Below are 16,836 nucleotides of genomic sequence, written 5' to 3' on the forward strand. Positions count from 1 at the left end.
ATCGCAACCGCACTGACGAGGCGGTCAAGCCGAGCGGTAGATATCCGGCCGGACGATCTCCATGAAGCGCGACGGGTTACCGAGCGCCTCGAACCCGAATTGGCGATACAGTCCATGGGCGTCCGAGGTCGCGAGCAGGAAGCGCCTCAGGCCCTGGAGGTCTTCATGCTCGACAACGCAACGCATCAGCCATTTGGACAGCCCCTTGCCGCGATGCGCCTCGAGGATGAACACGTCGGCAAGCAATGCGAAGGTCGACCTGTCGGTGACGATGCGCGCGAAGCCAACCTGTGCGGCGCCATGATAGATGCCAAAGCAGAGCGAATTCTCGATCGCCCGCTGCACGGTCGATCTCGGAATGCCCCGCGCCCAATAGCTATCCTTCGCCAGAAACGTGTGAATGACCTCGACGTCCAGGCGGTGCGGATCGGCTGATATCTCGTATTCGGTAGGCATCCGCTGCATCGGCATTGGCGCGTTCCTTCGATCAAGTCGCTAGAGCATTCTCGGTTCTGATTGAATCAGAACCGAAGCCGCGTAGCCCGCATGAGCGAAAGCGACATGCGGGACAAAGACCCGGATATCGCTTGCGCTCATCCGGGCTACGAAACTTCGCTCGAAAGCGCTCTAGCCGAACCGGTGGTCGTAGCGCTTGATCGACAGCTCCTTGGTGTCGATCTCGGGCTTCTTCCCCGAAAGCATGTCCGCCAGCACCCGCCCGGAGCCGCAGGCCATCGTCCAGCCGAGCGTGCCGTGGCCGGTGTTGAGGTGGAGATTGGCAAAGCGCGTGGCGCCAATCACCGGCGGGCCGTCCGGCGTCATCGGGCGCAGCCCGCACCAGAAGGTGGCCTTGGGCAGGTCGCCGCCGCGCGGAAACAGATCGGTCAGCGAATGGTCCAGCGTCGCGCGCCGCGCGGCGTAGAGTTTGGTCGAATAGCCCGAGATCTCGGCGGTGCCGCCGACCCGGATGCGATCGCCGAGCCGGGTGATCGCGACCTTGTAGCTCTCGTCCATCACGGTCGATTCAGGCGCGCCGGACGCGTCCTTGACCGGCACGGTGATCGAATAGCCCTTCACCGGATAGACCGGCAGCGAGATGCCGAGCGGCCGCAGCAGAATTGGCGAGTAGCTGCCGAGCGCCAGCACATAGGCGTCCGCCTTCATCATCCCGGCGCTGGTCGCGACGCCGGTGATCCGCGTCGTGTCCGCATTCAACCCGTCGATGCCGACATTGAAGTTGAAGCGCACGCCGAGCTTCTCGGCTTCCAGCGCCAGGGCCTGCGTGAACATGTGGCAGTCGCCGGTCTCGTCATGCGGCAGCCGCAGGCCGCCGGCGAACTTTTCCTTCACGCCGGCCAGCGCGGGCTCGGCGGCGATGCAGCCCTCGCGGCCCAGCACCTCGAACGGCACGCCGTACTGCTTCAGCACAGCGATATCGTCGCCGGTGTGATCGAGCTGCGCCTGCTCGCGAAACAGCTGCAGCGTGCCGCGCGCACGCTCGTCATAGCGGATGCCGATCTCGCTGCGCAGCGCCTGCAGGCAGTCGCGGCTGTATTCCGCGATCGGGATCATCCGGCTCTTGTTCACCGCGTAGCGCGCCGTGGTGCAGTTGCGCAGCATCTTCAAGAGCCAGAGCCACATCACGGGATCGAGCTTGGGGCGGATCACCAGCGGGCCGTGCTTCATCAACAGCCACTTCACCGCCTTGACCGGCACGCCGGGGCCGGCCCAGGGCGATGAGTAGCCGGGCGACACTTCGCCGGCATTGGCAAAGGAGGTTTCCAGCGCGGGCTTCGGCTGACGGTCGATCACCGTCACCTCGTGGCCGGCGCGCGCAAGGTAATAGGCAGAGGTGACGCCGATCACGCCACTGCCGAGAACTAGGACCTTCACTTTTCCTCACATCCTGCAGCGAAAACGCAATCGCCGCTGCGAAACCAGTCTGCTCCGCAACGGCGACAGCAATTTGTAGAGCCAGCTAAGATATAGCTAGCAATTATCAGGCCACGCGCTTGATGGAGTCGCCGAGGATCGAGACGATGTCGTCGATATGCGACTTCTCGACGATCAAGGGCGGCGACAATGCCAGCGAGTCGCCGCTCATGCGGAAGTAGAGGCCGCGGTTGAAGCAATCGACCATGATGTCGTAGCCGCGCGCGCCGACGACACCATCGCGCGGCGCGACTTCGACCGCACCCATCAGGCCCTGGTTGCGGATGTCGACCACGTTCGGCAAGCCCTTCAGCGAATGCAGGGCATCGCGCCAGTAGTCGGCGAGCGAGGCGCCGCGGGTCAGCAGAGCTTCGTCCTTGTAGATGTCGAGCGTGGCAAGACCCGCCGCGCAGGCCACCGGATGCGCCGAATAGGTGTAGCCGTGGAACAGCTCCATGGCGTTGTCCGGGCCAACCATCAGCCCGTCGTGGATCTGGCGGCTGGTGAACACCGCGCCGCACGGCACGGTGCCGTTGGTGATGCCCTTCGCGGTCGTCATCATGTCGGGCGTCACGCCGTAGAAGTTGGCGGCGAACGGGGTGCCGAGGCGGCCGAAGCCGGTGATGACCTCGTCGAAGATCAGGAGGATGCCGTGCTTGGTGCAGAGCTCGCGCAGCCGCTGCAGATAGCCCTTCGGCGCCGGCAGCACCGCGGTCGAACCCGGCACCGGCTCGACGATCACCGCTGCGATGGTGTCGGCGCCATGCAGCGCCACCATCCGCTCGACATCGTCGGCGAGTTCGGCGCCGTGCTCCGGCTGATCCTTGGCGAAGGCGTTGCGGGCGAGATCATGGGTATGACGGATGTGGTCGACGCCGGGCAGATGGGTCGCGAACTGGCGGCGGTTGGCGACCATGCCGCCGACCGACATGCCGCCGAAGCCGACGCCGTGATAGCCGCGCTCGCGGCCGATCAAACGGGTGCGGCTCGGCTGGCCGGCGGCGCGGTGATAGGCCAGCGCGATCTTCAGCGCGGTATCGACCGATTCAGAGCCCGAATTAGTGAAGAAGACGCGATCCAGCCCCTTCGGGGCGATCTCGGCGAGCCGCTCGGCGAAATCGAACGCCAGCGGGTGGCCCATGTTGAACGAAGGCGCGAAGTCCAGCGTCGACAGCTGCCGTTCGACCGCGGCCGCGATCTGCGGGCGGCCGTGGCCGGCGTTGACGCACCACAGACCGGCGGAGCCGTCGATCACCTGTCGGCCGTCGACCGAGGTGTAGTACATGCCCTTGGCGGAGGAGAACAGCCGCGGCGCCTTCTTGAACTGCCGATTGGCCGTGAATGGCATCCAGAACGAGTCGGTCTTGATGGTGTTCGGAATCTGATGAACGGTCACGGCGGCGCTCCATTGCTGACTGATGCTAGTCGGACCACTCTTCCAGGCACTCAACAAGTCCTTTTCTGCCGCACCGCAAGCCATTGATCTTGTTGAGGGGCTCTGCCAATATTTGTTCGATCCGCAACACCTGCAACAGGGATTTGCCAAAGGAACTGTCATGAGCGTCGACATCGGCGGTCGGCTTCGATTCATCCGCGCGCGACACAAGCTGTCGCAGCGCGAGCTCGCCAAGCGCTCCGGCGTGACCAATTCGACGATTTCGCTGATCGAATCCAACCAGATGAACCCGTCGGTCGGCGCCCTCAAGCGCATCCTCGACGGGATTCCGATGGGGCTCGCCGAATTCTTCGCGATCGAGCCCGAGCGGCCGCGCAAGGCGTTCTATCGCGCCGACGAGCTGACCGAGATCGGCAAGAAGCCGATCTCCTACCTGCAAATCGGCGACAGTCTGTTCGGCCGGGCGTTGCAGATCCTCAAAGAGCGCTACGAGCCCGGCAGCGACACCGGCCGGGTGCCGCTGGTGCATGAGGGCGAGGAAGGCGGCATCGTGGTCTCGGGCCGGCTCGAGGTCACGGTCGACGACGAGCGGCGGGTGCTCAACGCCGGCGACGCCTATTACTTCGAAAGCCGCCGCCCGCACCGCTTCCGCTGCATCGGCGCCAAGCCGTGCGAGGTGATCTCGGCCTGCACGCCGCCGACATTTTGAACCCGGCGCGCGCGGCGGGCGACCCAAGCCGCAGGGGCCGCATGGCGCGGCCGCGCGGGTGACGTCGATGCCTTGCTCTCCACGGCTTGCGGCCGCCGTCGCAGCCATCGCGGTCCTTGCGTCCGGCCCGTCCGTTGCGATGGACGATTTCCTGCTCGCATCAAGCAGCGCGCCGACCGCGAAGGCGTTGCAGCCGCACCTCGACGAGGCGACGCGGCGCGCGCTGATCGACGACCAGCGCAGCTGGGTGAAGAGCCAGGCGCAGCAATATCCGGAATTCCTGCACCCGGCTTGGAACAAGCAGAGCTCCCAGGCTCACTTCACCGTCGATGCCCGCGACCACGTCGACGGATTACAGCGCGAACGCCTGGCGCTGCTCGAAGGCTTTGACGACAAGCGCGGCGGGCTTGCCGGCATCCGGCTCGCCCATAACGCCATCATCAAGATCACCACCGAGAGCAACGGCGCCGTGAAGGCGACCGGATGGAAGTGGGACCAGGGCGACTGGAAGGCCGGCTGCGACTACGAGATGACGGGCAAGATCGTCGGCGACACGTTTCGCTCCGACGAGCAGCGCAAGAACCCGGACACGCTCGAGCGCGATCACGCCATGCTGATCGTCAACCGGCAGGACGATTTGTTCGCGAAGAAGCGCTACTCGAACAAGGGCGGCATCGAGAACAAGGACGCCGACGAAGCGAAATGCAAGCGCCGGCTCGACAATTCCTCGACCGCGCGGCTGTTTCCCGCCCGGCCCTCGCCGGACATCGACAATTTCAAGGGCTCGATCAGATAGAGCGTCTTCAGGCGACGTGGATACCGGTTCGCGTGACGAAAACGCGTCAAGACAACAATCCAGAGACCCGTTCCGATTGAATCGGAACGGAAAGGCTCTGATCACACGACAGTTTCACAGATCGCGCGTCTGCCGGTCGCCCCACGCAATAACGGCGGCAATGGTGGCGAACATTGCTGTGACCGCGATCATGACGAGGATGGTGTCGAGAGGCATGGGTCGTCTCCTGCATATGATGCAGAGACCTAACGCGCCTGCGCGCGTATCGCCTTGTGCTGGATCAAAAGCCGACGCCGGAGCGTCAGCTCGCGCCGCTCAGCTTGAGCCGTTCGAGGTCGAGCAGCCGCACGCCATCGGGCACGATCAACACCACCTTCTCGCGCGCAAGGCGGGTCAGCGTGCGGCTCACCGTCTCGATGGTGAGACCGAGATAGTCGGCAATGTCCTGCCGGCTCATCGGCAGCGGCACGGTGACGGACACGCTTCCGATCCGGGCGTATCGCGCCTGCATGTTGAGCAAGAATGCAGCGATCTTTTCCTCGGCACTGCGCCGTCCGAGCAGCAGCATCTGGTCCTGCGCCAGGCTCAACTCGTGCCCCGCAAACTCATGCAGGCGGCGCAGCAGATGCGGCTTGCCGTCGACATAGGCGAGGAACGCCGATCGCACGAAACGGCAAACCGCGACCTCGTTGACCGCCTCCGCGGTGACGCCGTAGCGGTCCTGCAGCGCAAGTCCGAGGAAGTCGCCCGGCAGCGCGAAACCCACGATCTGACGGCGGCCGTCGGGCAATGATTTGTAGAGCCGCACGACGCCGTCGGTGACATTGAACACGCTCCCTGCCAGCGCACTCTGCTCGAACAGCGTCGTTCGTGCCGGAACCAGCTTTGCCTGGCTGATCCGGTCGAGCTCCTCGAGTTCGGCCGGCTCCAGCGCGGCGCAGACGCTGAACAGCCTGACCTTGCAGTCCTCGCAGCCATTCGTGGCGTGGCCGTGCCTGCAGTCGGAACGCGTCGCGCCGGCACACGAATCCTGCAGTGGCTCGGCAATGCTCATGGCTTCGAGGGTCCGCATGGTTAGGTGCTTCACACTATCAACCCCGATTTGATCTGGATCAACCGCCAACGGCATTGATGCAGATCAATGCTGCGCCGCGCTTTCCCCAGCAGTTTCGCCATCATCGGGGAATCCGGTGATGAACGAGCAATTCCAGGCACTTCCGATCGACCATCAGCATGCGATCGTGGCCTATCCGCTGGTGTTCATGCATGACGCCAGTATTACCACGGATCAGTGGCTGCGGTTCGTGCGCCGGCGCTGCCGCGGCAGTTCGCCCGATACCGGACTGATCGCGATTCGCGATCGCCGCGGCGTGATCCATGCCCTGTTCAGTTACCGCATCGACAACGACTTGCGCGTCCGCAAGCGGCTCAGCATCGGCGACCTGATCGTCGCGCATCTGCCCGGCTCGCGGATCGACGACGCGGTGTCGAACGTCATCGCCGAGGTTTCGGCGCAATACGGTTGCCAGATCGTCACCATCGAGCAGCCATTCGCAACGCGTCATGCGCGGCACGCCGGATGCCCGACTGCCGAGGCGCTGCGGCATTGTCGGCGCGTCAACTGACATCGCGCCGCTCGGTCGTTCGGAGCCAGCCGCCGAAGGCGCCCTGCTCCGTTGCCGCCGTGGTCGTGCGGGAGTAGCCTTGCGGCGGCTGGAAGGTCCGACTGTCGACGGTGCCACCGCATGCGCATCATCCTGATGTTCGTCGCTATTCTGCTCGGCTCGCTCGCTCCCGCAGCGGCTGACGACGTCGGCGCCGCGCAGGCCGTGATCCGCGCGCAGGAGCAGGCGTTCGGCCGCGACGACGCCGCGGCGGCCTATTCGCATGCCGCGCCCGCGATCCGGCAGATCTTTCCGCAAGCCGACATCTTCATGTCGATGGTGCAGAACCAATACGCGCCGGTCTATCGGCACAGAAGCTTCGAGTTCGGCGAGGCGCGCAGCGACGGCGACCGGATCGCGCAGCGCGTCCATATCGTCGACGCCAATGGCGAGGCATGGGAGGCGCTCTACACGCTGGAACGACAGGCCGACGGCAGCCTGAAGATCACCGGCTGCTCATTGCTCAAGGCCGGCCAGCCGGTGTGATCGCAGGGACCGGATCCGCCGCTTAGGCCAGACCCTTGCTCGGCCGGAGCCTGTCTTCAAGCCAGTCGAAGATGACTTCATTGGCCAATGTCGGGTTATCGATATGCCCCTGCATGGCGGCGGTTTCAGCACGCCGGAACAATATCAGCCGGGCGTCGCGATGAATGCTGCCCAGCTGGTCGCCAAATTCAATCAGGGTGCCCGGAAGGAGCCAGCCGGCTTCACCCGCGGTGACGAGGAGCGGACAATCGATGCTGCGTGAAATCGGATTGGCTTCCTCGAGCCATCCAGTCTGCTCGTTGCCGCCAGCTTGCCGATAAAAGAAACTCCTTTCGTGCGAGTCCCACATGCCGGCGTCGCAAACCGCTGCGGCAAACCGGGCGTCACTCGCGGCCGCCCGGGCGACCAGGGAGGAATTCCACGCGTCCGCCACGATGGCGATCCGCGTGTTGTCTACGCCGGGCGTTTCCGAAAGAAAGTCCAGGATGCGGCTCATCGCGGCTTCGAACTTGCGACCCTCGAGCTGTTCCGGTGGCAACGCCGTCTGGGTACCCAACAAATCCACGGCGAGCAGCGAGAAGCCGCGCTCGCTCGCATGGCCGGCGTATTTGGCGATCAGTTCTTCCTTATAGGAACCCGGCTCGCCAATGCATACGATCACGGGCCCATCGTCGTGAAAAGCCGACGGCAGATAATAGGCTTGAAGCGACAGGTCGTCTGTCCAGGGAATCGACAGCACCTGGCCCGCCGGAACCCGGCTGTTCAGAAAGTTGGTCGCGCAGCGACGCATGCCGTCGACAGCGCATTTCAGCAGGTCATTGGCGTATCCAGGAGGCCTTGCGGCTGCGTGAAAGTAAGTGGTGGCGCGAAGCCAGTTGCGACGAGCGGTGATCATGTTTCCGTTCTGCAACGAAATCTCGGCTCTCGCCTCGTTCAGTTGCGCGGTCTTGATCCACTCCCCGGACCACGAGTTCTCCGAACCGAGGTTGATCTTGCTCAATGTCAACCAACATTCGGAAACCGTTGAACCGCCCTCCTGTGCGGCGGCCAACACTTTGACGAACTCCGCCGACAGATCCTCGCGATCCGGCCAGACAGGCCAGCCCTGATCATCGAACTCGACGCTGCTTGACGAGGCGCCACGCACCCCACAGTGGTCATGCATATTTCGTCAACTCGTTCGCACCCGGCTCTGCTGCCGGTACGCGTTATCGATACGAGTCCGCCAGTTCGCGTCGACGAAGCGCCGCTTCGATAGCCGCGTGACGTTGGCGCCGAAATCGCAAACGCCAATCACCCAGCTCTCCCAAGAAACTATTCCAATGCCGGTTCATATAATTGAAGTAATTCGGCGGCGGCAATCGTTGATACGGCGGCGCAGGAATGCGTTGTGCTTATGTCTGACGATCGATTGTTGTCGATTGTTGCTGCCGCAATCGTTTCCGAGCAGATGCTCGGTGACGACCTGAACGCAGCCGGCTCGCCTCTCGCGCGCACGTGCCGTCGGCGCCGGCCGCCTCACGGAATCGCGAGGACCGCGACGTTATCGGTCACTCCAGCGTGACTGCGAGCGCACGGCTAGAAGGGCGCGATGTCGCTGTCCTTAACCAGGTAGTCCTGCATCGCCAGCGCGCGATCACTCGACCTGATGAATCGCTCGACGAGATCGAGAAAGATCGAGAACTCCTTGTCGTTCATGCAACCGAGCCAGACGTCGTTGACCTTCGACTGCATCGGCGTGAGCGAGTCCAGAAGGGCGCAGCCGGCTTGGGAGACCGTCAATTTGGTGCGACGACGATCATCCAGATCGCCGGCCTTCTCGACCAGGCCAAGCTCGGTCAGGTGCTGGATCGCCTTCGTGACACCCGCGCTGGTCAAGCGGAGGTATTCGGCGACGGTGACGGGGAAGACGTCGCCCTTGGTCTCGAGATAGCGGATCGTGGTCAGGATCGTGTACTGAACGCCGGCGATGCCGGCATGCGCCGCGTAGCCCTGGGTCAGGTGATGGTGGCGTGACGACAGGGAATGCAAGCAGCCCGCGAGACGCTGCAACTGCAGTTCGCTCGCTTTCGCGATTCGGTTGGTTGAAGCAGTCGCGTGGAACGCCGCCGGAAAATGGCCCGTCGAAGGTTTACGGTTGCGGCTTGGTTTTGCTGTTGCCTTCGGCATGCCGAGCGACGCTTCCTGATCGGACCGGGCGACATTTATATGATATAGTCATATAACTGGCGTGACATATTCCGTCCAGCTGACGCCGCCGCTTCGCCTGTACCGCAGATCACGATGCACGGCGGTTTTCGATCCCGGGCTTCACGAAGCCGTGCGCCGGTGCCGCGCGCCTTGCGCCGCGCCAGCATGCGCCGATCGCACGGGCTCAATAAAAAACCTCCGGCAGGGCATTGCCGGAGGTTTTGGAGGCTAGTTCATGAAGATGTCTGATATCTCCTCATCATCATGGTCGGCAGAGCAACCGACGCTGGTTTGTACATGATTGACTAATGTTAGTAAATCATACAACGAACCCTTCTTTCAAAATTAAAGCCCCGACAGTTTCCCGCCGGGGCTTTGATGAGCGATCAAGTCAGGATCAACCGGGCCTTACCAATTGCGCTGCGCGCGGAGCAGCAGCATGTAGGTATCCTGGTTGCTGAGAGAGTAGACAGCGGCCGGCTTGCCGATCGCAGCGCTACCCGGGTAGGTGATCGTGCCGGCGTAATTCTGATCCAGATGGGTGTAGGTGAAGTCAGCCGAGAAGGTCAGGTTCTTCACCGGGGTCCACTGGGTCTGCGTACCGATCTGCGCGATGCTGTAGTCCGGGTTGCACGAGGTCAGGTTCGAGGTGGCGCCGATCAGTATGCCGAACGATCCGCCCACACCCGTTCCGCCCGGGCCGCAGATGTAGCTCTTGGCGGTGCCGTTGTAGTTAACCTGGGCCCAGGCACCGTAGATGCTGGTGTTCCAGTTCGGATTCCAGTTGTGGACATACGCGCCGCTCACGCCGTAGGTCGTAATCAGCTGCTGCTGGCCGCCAGTGACGAACACGCTGTCCGGTGCCATGCCGAAGCCGATGCTCTGGTAGGCACCGGGAACGCTGGTGTTGCCGAAGTAGGTGAATGCACCGGCACCCGAGAGATCCTGGATGTTGTAGCGCGTTGCGCCGTTGGTATAGACGCCCTGGACGTTGATCGTGTCGCCAGGCCCGGTCGGGATGTTCTTGATCGACAAGGCCAGCGCACCAGCCCAGCCCCATTTGTCGTCGGGATGACCGGTCAACTCGGTGCCACCGTAGTAGGCCGCGTGGTTGTCATGCGCCGCGAACGACGCCTGGAACAGACCCCAGGCCTGGTCGACGCGGAGAGCCGCGATCAGATCCGGAGCAATCGTGCCGGCATAGTCGCTCGCGCCGTAGATGCCGAGAGCACCGGTACCGAGCGCGCCGAGGTTCTGCACGCCGGCCTGGGTGTAGGCCGACTGATCCTGAGCCGACAGCGACAGCGACACGCCGTTGCCGAACTGCGCGGTGTAGGTGAACTGGTTCACGCCGGTGATCGTGCCGCCGCCGCCGACGAGACCGTCGAAATTGTTGCCCGGATAGTTGGCCCACGGCGCCGAAAACTGCGAGACCGCCTTACCCATGGTGAAGCCGGCGAACTGGATGAAGGCGTAATAGACGCCGACCGTGCCGTTCGCGACTGTGCCGGAGCTGGCGTTGTTGGGGGCGGCGGACGTTCCGATCGGCGAGTAGACCGTCGAACCGTTGCCAACGCCACCGTAGCTGTCCGAGGTCCAGCTGAAGGTCGCGTCGAAGAAGGTACGAACCACGCCGTACTCGGTCGCGGTGCGGGTGTCGACGTTCAGGTCTTCACGCGAGCGCCAGGTGTAGCCGTTGGTGAAGCGGTTCTGTGCGCCGGCCGCGCCACCGTAGTTGCCGGTGTGGTCCGAGTTGGTGTTCGCCAGAACGTCGACACGCAAATAGCCGCCCAGCTTGATGCAGGTGTCGGTGCCCGGAATGAAGTAAAAGCCCGGACCATAGAGCGAGCAGACCTTCACGTACTCGATTGCCTTGGCCTTGACCGGAAGGTCGGCCGCCATGGCTCCACTGCTCGCGACGAGAGTTGCCACCGAGCCCAACAAAAGGCCCTTAACGATCTTCATGCTATCCTCCAAGTGATGCCTTCAAGTGATGCCTTGCACTGCTGGCAAAGCGACAAACGTTTCCCCTCCCAAAAACCGCTGCGGCGCAGCCATTTTCGAGATGCTCGTGGTCAACTCGGCCACTGCAGGCGTGAGATGGTGGATGCCCCCCATCTACGGGGCGGAACAATGCTATTGGATAGTCACATATTCAACTTATATTAGTTAGTCATTCTATTGTTTGCGCGCCCATGTGTCATTCAGGCAACGCCTCGACGAACATTTTCGTCAGACGCCCGCTTCATGGACTGCTCGATATCTGTGAAGATGAATTTTTGTTAAGGTGCGTCATGACCGAGCGCAAATCGACCGACAAACTGCAGGACGCGGCTGAGCGATTGGCCTGGGAGATCGTGTCGACCAGCGTGCGCCTGGAGGAGCTGCGCAGCATCTGGGCCAAGATGATCGGAATCACCGGTCCTCAATGGATGATCATGACGGTCCTGGCGAATGCCGACGACCGAAACATCGGCCTGCCCGTCGGCGCGGTTTCGCGGGCACTGCGTGTCGATCAGTCGTTTGTGGTCACGCAGTCAAAATTGCTCGAAAAGAAGAACCTCTTGCGCCGCAGGAATTCGAGCGAGGACGCCCGGGTCGTGAACCTGTCGCTGACCGACCACGCCAAGAAGCAGATCGCGAACCTGTCCTCGCAACGCAAGGAGCTGAACGAGTTCGTCTATGCCGAGCTGGATCTACGCGAGTTGCAGCAACTGACCGGCAAGATGGATTCGATCAAGAACCGCCTGGAAAAAGCGATTGCGAGGATCTCGGCCGAGCTTTAGGACTTCGCCGAAATCGCCGCAGTCCCCCGATCAGTCCCTTGTTTGCGCATGATCCCACGCAAGCGCTTCTCGCGAGCAAAACCGCTTCGCACTTTTCCGGATCATGCATTTATTTGGGCATGATCTTTCCGGAAAACCGCTTCGCACTTTTCCGGATCATGCCAGCGCCAGCCGCTGCCGCGCCCGCATCATGAGCAGCACGATGATGCTGACATTGAGCAGGTTCCAGGCGAGGCCGTTGGCAAAGGCGGCGGCATAGGAGCCGGTGGCGTCGAAGATCACACCCGAGATCCAGCCGCCAAACGACATACCGAACACCGAGGCGAAGATCACGATGCCGATCCGCGTCGCGGCCTCCGACGCCGGCATCGCCTCGCGCACGATGATCGCGTAGCTCGGCACGATGCCGCCCTGGAACAGGCCGAACATCGCCGAGATGATGTAGAGCGAGGTCAGGCCGTCGAAGAACAGATAGAACAACAGCGCCGCGCCTTGCGCGATCGAGCCGATCAGCAGGGTGCGGATGCCGCCGATCCGGTCGGCGAGGAAGCCGGAGCCGATCCGGCTGATGATGCCGAAGCCGAGCATCAGCGACAGCATCTCGGCGCCGCGCGCCACGCCGTAGCCGAGATCGCCGCAATAGGCGACGATATGGACCTGCGGCATCGACATCGCCACGCAGCAGGAAATCGACGCGAGCGACAGGATCGCGGTCAGCGCGTTGGTGGAAAGCTTGAGGTCGACCCGCGGCGGTGCCGCGTTGACATGGCTGCGCCTGGTCGCCGCGCCCATCAACACGCGCAGCACCATGAGTGCCAGCAACATCGAGATCGCGGTGAAGATGCCGATTGCAATATGGGTGGTGCGCCAGCCGACACTCTGCATGCCGAAATTGACCAGCGGCGGCCACACCGTACCGCCGACGTAATTGCCGCTCGCGGCGATCGCGACCGCGAGACCGCGGTAGCGCTCGAACCAGTGCGACGCCTCCGCCATCAATGGGCCGAAGGTCGCCGCCGACGACAGGCCGATGGCAAAATGCAGCAGGATGAAGGCCCAGATCGACGGCGCGTAGCCGGCGCCGACATAGCCGAGGCCGAGGATACCGATCCCGGCGCCGATCGCCGCGACGATGCCGTAGCGGTCGCTGATCTTCCCGGTCACGACCTGGCCGAGGCCGAAGCCGAGCATCACCATGGTAAAGGCGAGCGAGGCCGTTCCACGGGTCGCGCCGAAGTCGGTCTGCACCACGGGCAGCGCCACCACGACCGACCACATGCCGACGCTGCCGAGCGAGCCGATCACCACGGCCACGACAAGGCGCAGCCATGCCCGGCGCGAGTCGGGAATGAACGTAGCGACTTCAGGGGAAAATTCAGAAGAAATTACCACGGCAGGCGGAACTTCGTCGGCATTTGCCTCCGGGTCAAGCCACATTGCCGAGAGATTAGGCATGCGCCAGCAAGGGGACGCCGCCCCTTGAAACGGCACGCTCCGCGGCGGATTCGCGCGCGGCTAGCGTCGCATCAATTCCCGAAGTTCGGGTCCTGCGACTGGAACGGGCCGCATTTGGCGCGTTTCGCAAACCGCTGATCGAAATCGACCGTGCCCCCGCCCACCGGAATCTGTGTCGGCGGCAGTCCCCTTGTGTACTGGTCGACGGTCACCGTCTTCTTGTCCGCGCTCATCGTGACGCGAACCGGCTCAAGCGGCTTGCCCTTGTTGGCCTCGGTCAGGTCGAGCGCGTAGTAGCCGATCACCGTCTGGCCGGCGCGCAGGCCTTGGCCTGCCAATGCAACCGATAGCGGTAGATAGACCTCCATCCTGACGCCTTCGCCGTCGCACGCCAGCATGCGCATCATGGCGGCGTCCTGGCCCGGAGGCTTTGCGGCCGCACCCGTCGCGACGGAAAGGGTGACAGCCGCGACAGCCCCGAAACCACCAATCCAGGGTTTGCCGGTCGTTGCCGCCGCACGGTCTCCTTGGCTTGTCATGGAATCCCCCGACACGAAGCGACTTGCTCGGTATTTCGTCTGACGTCGAGGCTTGGACGTTCAATCCCGGTCCGTCCTCCCTCCCCGATCGGCGCCTCCGTGCGCCGCCGCGGCGATGTTTGGGCGATCGGGCGTCAGCGCTTCCTGTACCGCCGAACAGGTTGCTGCTATGATCCCGGCCTACTTGAACTGATCCGGTTTTTTTTGAAGCGGAAGGCATTCTGAAGCGCCTGCATTGATCACCGACAGTCATATGGAGGTTTGCCATGGCTTCTGACTGGCGTCTCGAAGGCGAATGGATCAAGAACTGCAATTGTGCATTTGGCTGCCCCTGCGATTTCAATGCGCTGCCGACGCATGGTTCCTGCAAAGGCATGGTCGGCATGCGGATCACCAAGGGGCATTTCGGCAGCACCAAGCTCGACGGCCTGGTGTTCGCGGCAACCGTCGACTTTCCCGGCGCGCTGCACGAGGGCAACGGGCAGATGCAGCCGATCATCGACGAGCGCGCCACGGCGGAACAGCGCGAAGCGCTGTTCAACATCCTGTCCGGCAAGAATTCGGCCGAAGGCACGCTGTTCCAGATCTTCAGCCTGATCGTGACCAAGATCCATGATCCGGTGTTCGTGCCGATCGAGTTCTCCTTCGACAAGAACGGGCGCGTCGCCAAGCTCGTCGCCAAGGGCGTGCTGGAGACCGAGGTCGAGCCGATCAAGAATCCTGTCACGGGCACGCCGCATCGCATCCAGGTCGTGATGCCGGAGGGGTTCGAGCACAGGGGGGCCGAGGTGGCCTCCTCCAACATCCGCTCGACCGGGGCGATCAAGTACGAGACCAAGGGCTCGCACAGCTCGCTCGCCAACGTCGTGCAGACGCCGGACGGCGTCGCGGCCTGACACAGCCGGGTGCGGTTCGGCCGTTCGGCTGCTGGGATCCCACCATGAGCGAGACATCGGCGCTCGAAAACGTCCTGCGACATGACCGCCTGATCTTTGCAGGCGGCATCGCCGCGGTGATGGCGCTGGCCTGGGCCTATCTCCTGGCCGGCGCCGGCATTGACATGAGCATGGCTGATATGCCGATGGATCCGACGCCATGGACGCCTTCCCATGCCGTGCTGGTGTTCGTCATGTGGTTGACGATGATGGTCGCCATGATGATCTCGAGCGCCGCGCCGATGGTGTTGCTGTTCGCCGCCCTGAAGCGCAAGCAATCGGCAACGCCCTCTCCCCTCGCTGAGGCCTGGATCTTCCTGTGCGGCTATCTCGTGATCTGGGCCGGCTTTAGCCTCGCCGCGACGCTGGCGCAATGGCAACTCGACCTCGCCGGCCTCTTGTCGATGGCGATGGCTGCTACCAGCGCGACGCTCGCCAGCGGCGTCTTGCTGCTGGCCGGGCTCTACCAGTTCACGCCGCTCAAGCGCGCCTGCCTGCGCTACTGCCAGAGCCCGGTGCTGTTCCTGAGCCGGCACTGGCGACCGGGCACGGCCGGTGCGCTGCGCATGGGGCTGCGGCACGGGCTTTACTGCCTCGGCTGCTGCTGGTTCCTGATGGCATTGCTGTTCGTCGGCGGCGTGATGAACCTGCTCTGGATCGTCGGCATCACCGTCTACGTCGCCTGCGAGAAGCTGCTCCCGGTCGGCCACCGCCTCAGCTATGCCGCCGGCGCCGCGTTGATTGTGGCGGGACTGATCGTGCTCGTGCATACGACTTGAGAAAGTGTCCGGACGTGTAGGAATATCGATCGCGCGACGGCGATCATCCTGTCGAAGAAGATTGAAAGCAGTGCGAGCTGGTTCACACTTGCCATTCGTCATCCGTGCCAAGATCGTTCGGACGGTGGATTGTGCGTCGCAGGCCGGCACCGCTGCTTGTGACGGAACTGACGAGCGACAGACGCTCGCGTGCTGGCGTCAAGCCAGATGCCCCACGCCCCCGGCCGTCGCGCCGAGAGAACCGCATGCATTTCATCGGAGGGTACATCATGCATACCTTGCCCGCAGAATGGCTACCCGTTTCAACTGCGCCAGCAGACCGGGATCTTGAAGTCTGTGTCCTGGACTATGATGGAATGGTCCATGCGCTCGTGTTCCCCTGCCACAAGGACGGCGCCGACTGGGTCGTTGGTTCAAATGACCACGTCCATGTTCAACCGACGCATTGGCGCAGTTGGACTGAGCCCGCCTAAAGCGGGCCCCTGCACCGCCGGGCGGACCCGGCGCAGGGCCGCCGGGGGACGCTCCATGGCGCCCGGACGAGTTACCGCCATCGCGCCGCACGGGCACGAGCCCCGGTGCGGCGTCAATCTCGCGCCAGCCCATGAAATCGGCTAGACTTGTCGCGTGAGGTTCAAGGGTGGGCCAGGAGGCTCGTCATGGAATCACACGTGATCCCCTTTGAAAATCGCTGGACCAACGGCAAGCATGCTTGGGAGTGGCATTGCGAGCTCGAGCGGCTGGGCGTGCCGACAGTCCGGACGATGTACTGCGAGCATGAAACCCACCATCGCAACAAGTCGGCGGTGGTGTTCGACATCCCCGCGGGCTTTGTCCACGACTGGCTGGCCTTTCATGACCGGCGCGCCGCCCGGCAGCAGTTCTTGTGGCGCGCCAGCGTCATCACGCTCGGCATCATCGCCGCATCGGGCGTCCTGCTCGGTGCGCTCAGATAGAGGCCGCAAGGCCGGCGGCGTCATCCGTGGCCATCCTTCGAGACGCCCGCCTTTGGCGGGCTCCTCAGGATGACGCCTTGTTGCGGGGCAAAATCCTGGTCTGGACCCTCATGATAAGGAGCGCCGCTTGCGGCGCATCTCGACCACGAGGCCCTCTCACCCCTGCTCCCGGCCGCGAATCCCCCATGCCCGGCGCCTGCGACGACCCGTGCG

Annotated in this window: 17 protein-coding genes; 8 read left to right on the forward strand and 9 right to left on the reverse strand. The window is 63.4% G+C overall.

What is annotated here, in order from left to right; all coding sequences use genetic code 11:
* Positions 1-24: 24 nt before the first annotated feature.
* From PMN64_RS16590 to PMN64_RS16600, 3 genes are all read right to left on the reverse strand, one after another.
* Entirely contained in the window at positions 25-471 is a 447-nt protein-coding gene (locus tag PMN64_RS16590) for a GNAT family N-acetyltransferase (protein WP_411781397.1), read from the reverse strand.
* Positions 472-627: 156 nt separating this feature from the next.
* The gene (locus PMN64_RS16595) at positions 628-1,893 is read right to left on the reverse strand and encodes a D-amino acid dehydrogenase (RefSeq protein WP_411781398.1); all 1,266 of its coding nucleotides are present in this window, start codon (positions 1,891-1,893) and stop codon (positions 628-630) included.
* 106 nt (positions 1,894-1,999) lie between these two features.
* Complete coding sequence (locus PMN64_RS16600) at positions 2,000-3,328, reverse strand: aspartate aminotransferase family protein (protein ID WP_035631725.1); 1,329 nt, start codon at positions 3,326-3,328, stop codon at positions 2,000-2,002.
* A gap of 160 nt (positions 3,329-3,488) precedes the next feature.
* On the opposite strand from PMN64_RS16600, the gene PMN64_RS16605 reads away from it, so the two are divergent.
* Both PMN64_RS16605 and PMN64_RS16610 read left to right on the forward strand, forming a co-directional pair.
* Entirely contained in the window at positions 3,489-4,037 is a 549-nt protein-coding gene (locus tag PMN64_RS16605; protein ID WP_018273259.1) for a cupin domain-containing protein, read from the forward strand.
* Positions 4,038-4,104: 67 nt separating this feature from the next.
* Positions 4,105-4,833: a hypothetical protein gene (locus PMN64_RS16610; RefSeq protein ID WP_155258532.1), complete on the forward strand. Its 729-nt coding sequence runs from the start codon at positions 4,105-4,107 to the stop codon at positions 4,831-4,833.
* A gap of 301 nt (positions 4,834-5,134) precedes the next feature.
* On the opposite strand, the gene PMN64_RS16615 is transcribed toward PMN64_RS16610, so the two are convergent.
* Positions 5,135-5,887 (reverse strand): Crp/Fnr family transcriptional regulator, encoded by a 753-nt coding sequence (locus PMN64_RS16615; protein ID WP_411781414.1) that lies wholly within the window; start codon positions 5,885-5,887, stop codon positions 5,135-5,137.
* A gap of 139 nt (positions 5,888-6,026) precedes the next feature.
* Here PMN64_RS16615 and PMN64_RS16620 point away from each other — a divergent pair, with 139 nt between their 5' ends.
* Both PMN64_RS16620 and PMN64_RS16625 read left to right on the forward strand, forming a co-directional pair.
* Positions 6,027-6,458: a hypothetical protein gene (locus PMN64_RS16620; protein WP_411781399.1), complete on the forward strand. Its 432-nt coding sequence runs from the start codon at positions 6,027-6,029 to the stop codon at positions 6,456-6,458.
* A gap of 120 nt (positions 6,459-6,578) precedes the next feature.
* Positions 6,579-6,983 (forward strand): DUF4864 domain-containing protein, encoded by a 405-nt coding sequence (locus PMN64_RS16625; RefSeq protein WP_411781400.1) that lies wholly within the window; start codon positions 6,579-6,581, stop codon positions 6,981-6,983.
* A gap of 22 nt (positions 6,984-7,005) precedes the next feature.
* Here the strand turns inward: PMN64_RS16625 and PMN64_RS16630 are convergent, their stop codons facing one another.
* The 3 genes from PMN64_RS16630 to PMN64_RS16640 all read right to left on the reverse strand — a co-directional run bounded on the left by PMN64_RS16630 (position 7,006) and on the right by PMN64_RS16640 (position 11,138).
* Complete coding sequence (locus tag PMN64_RS16630) at positions 7,006-8,148, reverse strand: dienelactone hydrolase (protein WP_411781401.1); 1,143 nt, start codon at positions 8,146-8,148, stop codon at positions 7,006-7,008.
* Positions 8,149-8,561: 413 nt separating this feature from the next.
* Positions 8,562-9,035, reverse strand: coding sequence for a MarR family winged helix-turn-helix transcriptional regulator (locus PMN64_RS16635; RefSeq protein WP_028341253.1), 474 nt, complete (start codon positions 9,033-9,035; stop codon positions 8,562-8,564).
* 546 nt (positions 9,036-9,581) lie between these two features.
* The gene (locus tag PMN64_RS16640; protein WP_411781402.1) at positions 9,582-11,138 is read right to left on the reverse strand and encodes a porin; all 1,557 of its coding nucleotides are present in this window, start codon (positions 11,136-11,138) and stop codon (positions 9,582-9,584) included.
* Between the two features lie 329 nt (positions 11,139-11,467).
* Between PMN64_RS16640 and PMN64_RS16645 the strand changes: the two genes are divergently transcribed.
* Positions 11,468-11,959 (forward strand): MarR family winged helix-turn-helix transcriptional regulator, encoded by a 492-nt coding sequence (locus tag PMN64_RS16645; protein WP_411781403.1) that lies wholly within the window; start codon positions 11,468-11,470, stop codon positions 11,957-11,959.
* A 156-nt stretch (positions 11,960-12,115) separates the two neighbouring features.
* On the opposite strand, the gene PMN64_RS16650 is transcribed toward PMN64_RS16645, so the two are convergent.
* Positions 12,116-13,273, reverse strand: coding sequence for an MFS transporter (locus PMN64_RS16650; protein WP_411781404.1), 1,158 nt, complete (start codon positions 13,271-13,273; stop codon positions 12,116-12,118).
* Between the two features lie 212 nt (positions 13,274-13,485).
* Positions 13,486-13,953: a hypothetical protein gene (locus PMN64_RS16655; protein ID WP_233475444.1), complete on the reverse strand. Its 468-nt coding sequence runs from the start codon at positions 13,951-13,953 to the stop codon at positions 13,486-13,488.
* A 266-nt stretch (positions 13,954-14,219) separates the two neighbouring features.
* On the opposite strand from PMN64_RS16655, the gene PMN64_RS16660 reads away from it, so the two are divergent.
* The 3 genes from PMN64_RS16660 (at position 14,220) to PMN64_RS16670 (ending at position 16,623) form a co-directional block, all read left to right on the forward strand.
* Positions 14,220-14,849, forward strand: a complete 630-nt coding sequence (locus PMN64_RS16660; protein WP_057015186.1) for a DUF1326 domain-containing protein — start codon at positions 14,220-14,222, stop codon at positions 14,847-14,849.
* Positions 14,850-14,893: 44 nt separating this feature from the next.
* Positions 14,894-15,667: a DUF2182 domain-containing protein gene (locus PMN64_RS16665; RefSeq protein ID WP_411781405.1), complete on the forward strand. Its 774-nt coding sequence runs from the start codon at positions 14,894-14,896 to the stop codon at positions 15,665-15,667.
* 659 nt (positions 15,668-16,326) lie between these two features.
* Positions 16,327-16,623: a hypothetical protein gene (locus tag PMN64_RS16670; protein ID WP_411781406.1), complete on the forward strand. Its 297-nt coding sequence runs from the start codon at positions 16,327-16,329 to the stop codon at positions 16,621-16,623.
* Positions 16,624-16,836: the final 213 nt, after the last annotated feature.

It is taken from the genome of Bradyrhizobium sp. UFLA01-814 (genome assembly GCF_046718885.1).
Lineage (GTDB): Bacteria > Pseudomonadota > Alphaproteobacteria > Rhizobiales > Xanthobacteraceae > Bradyrhizobium > Bradyrhizobium elkanii.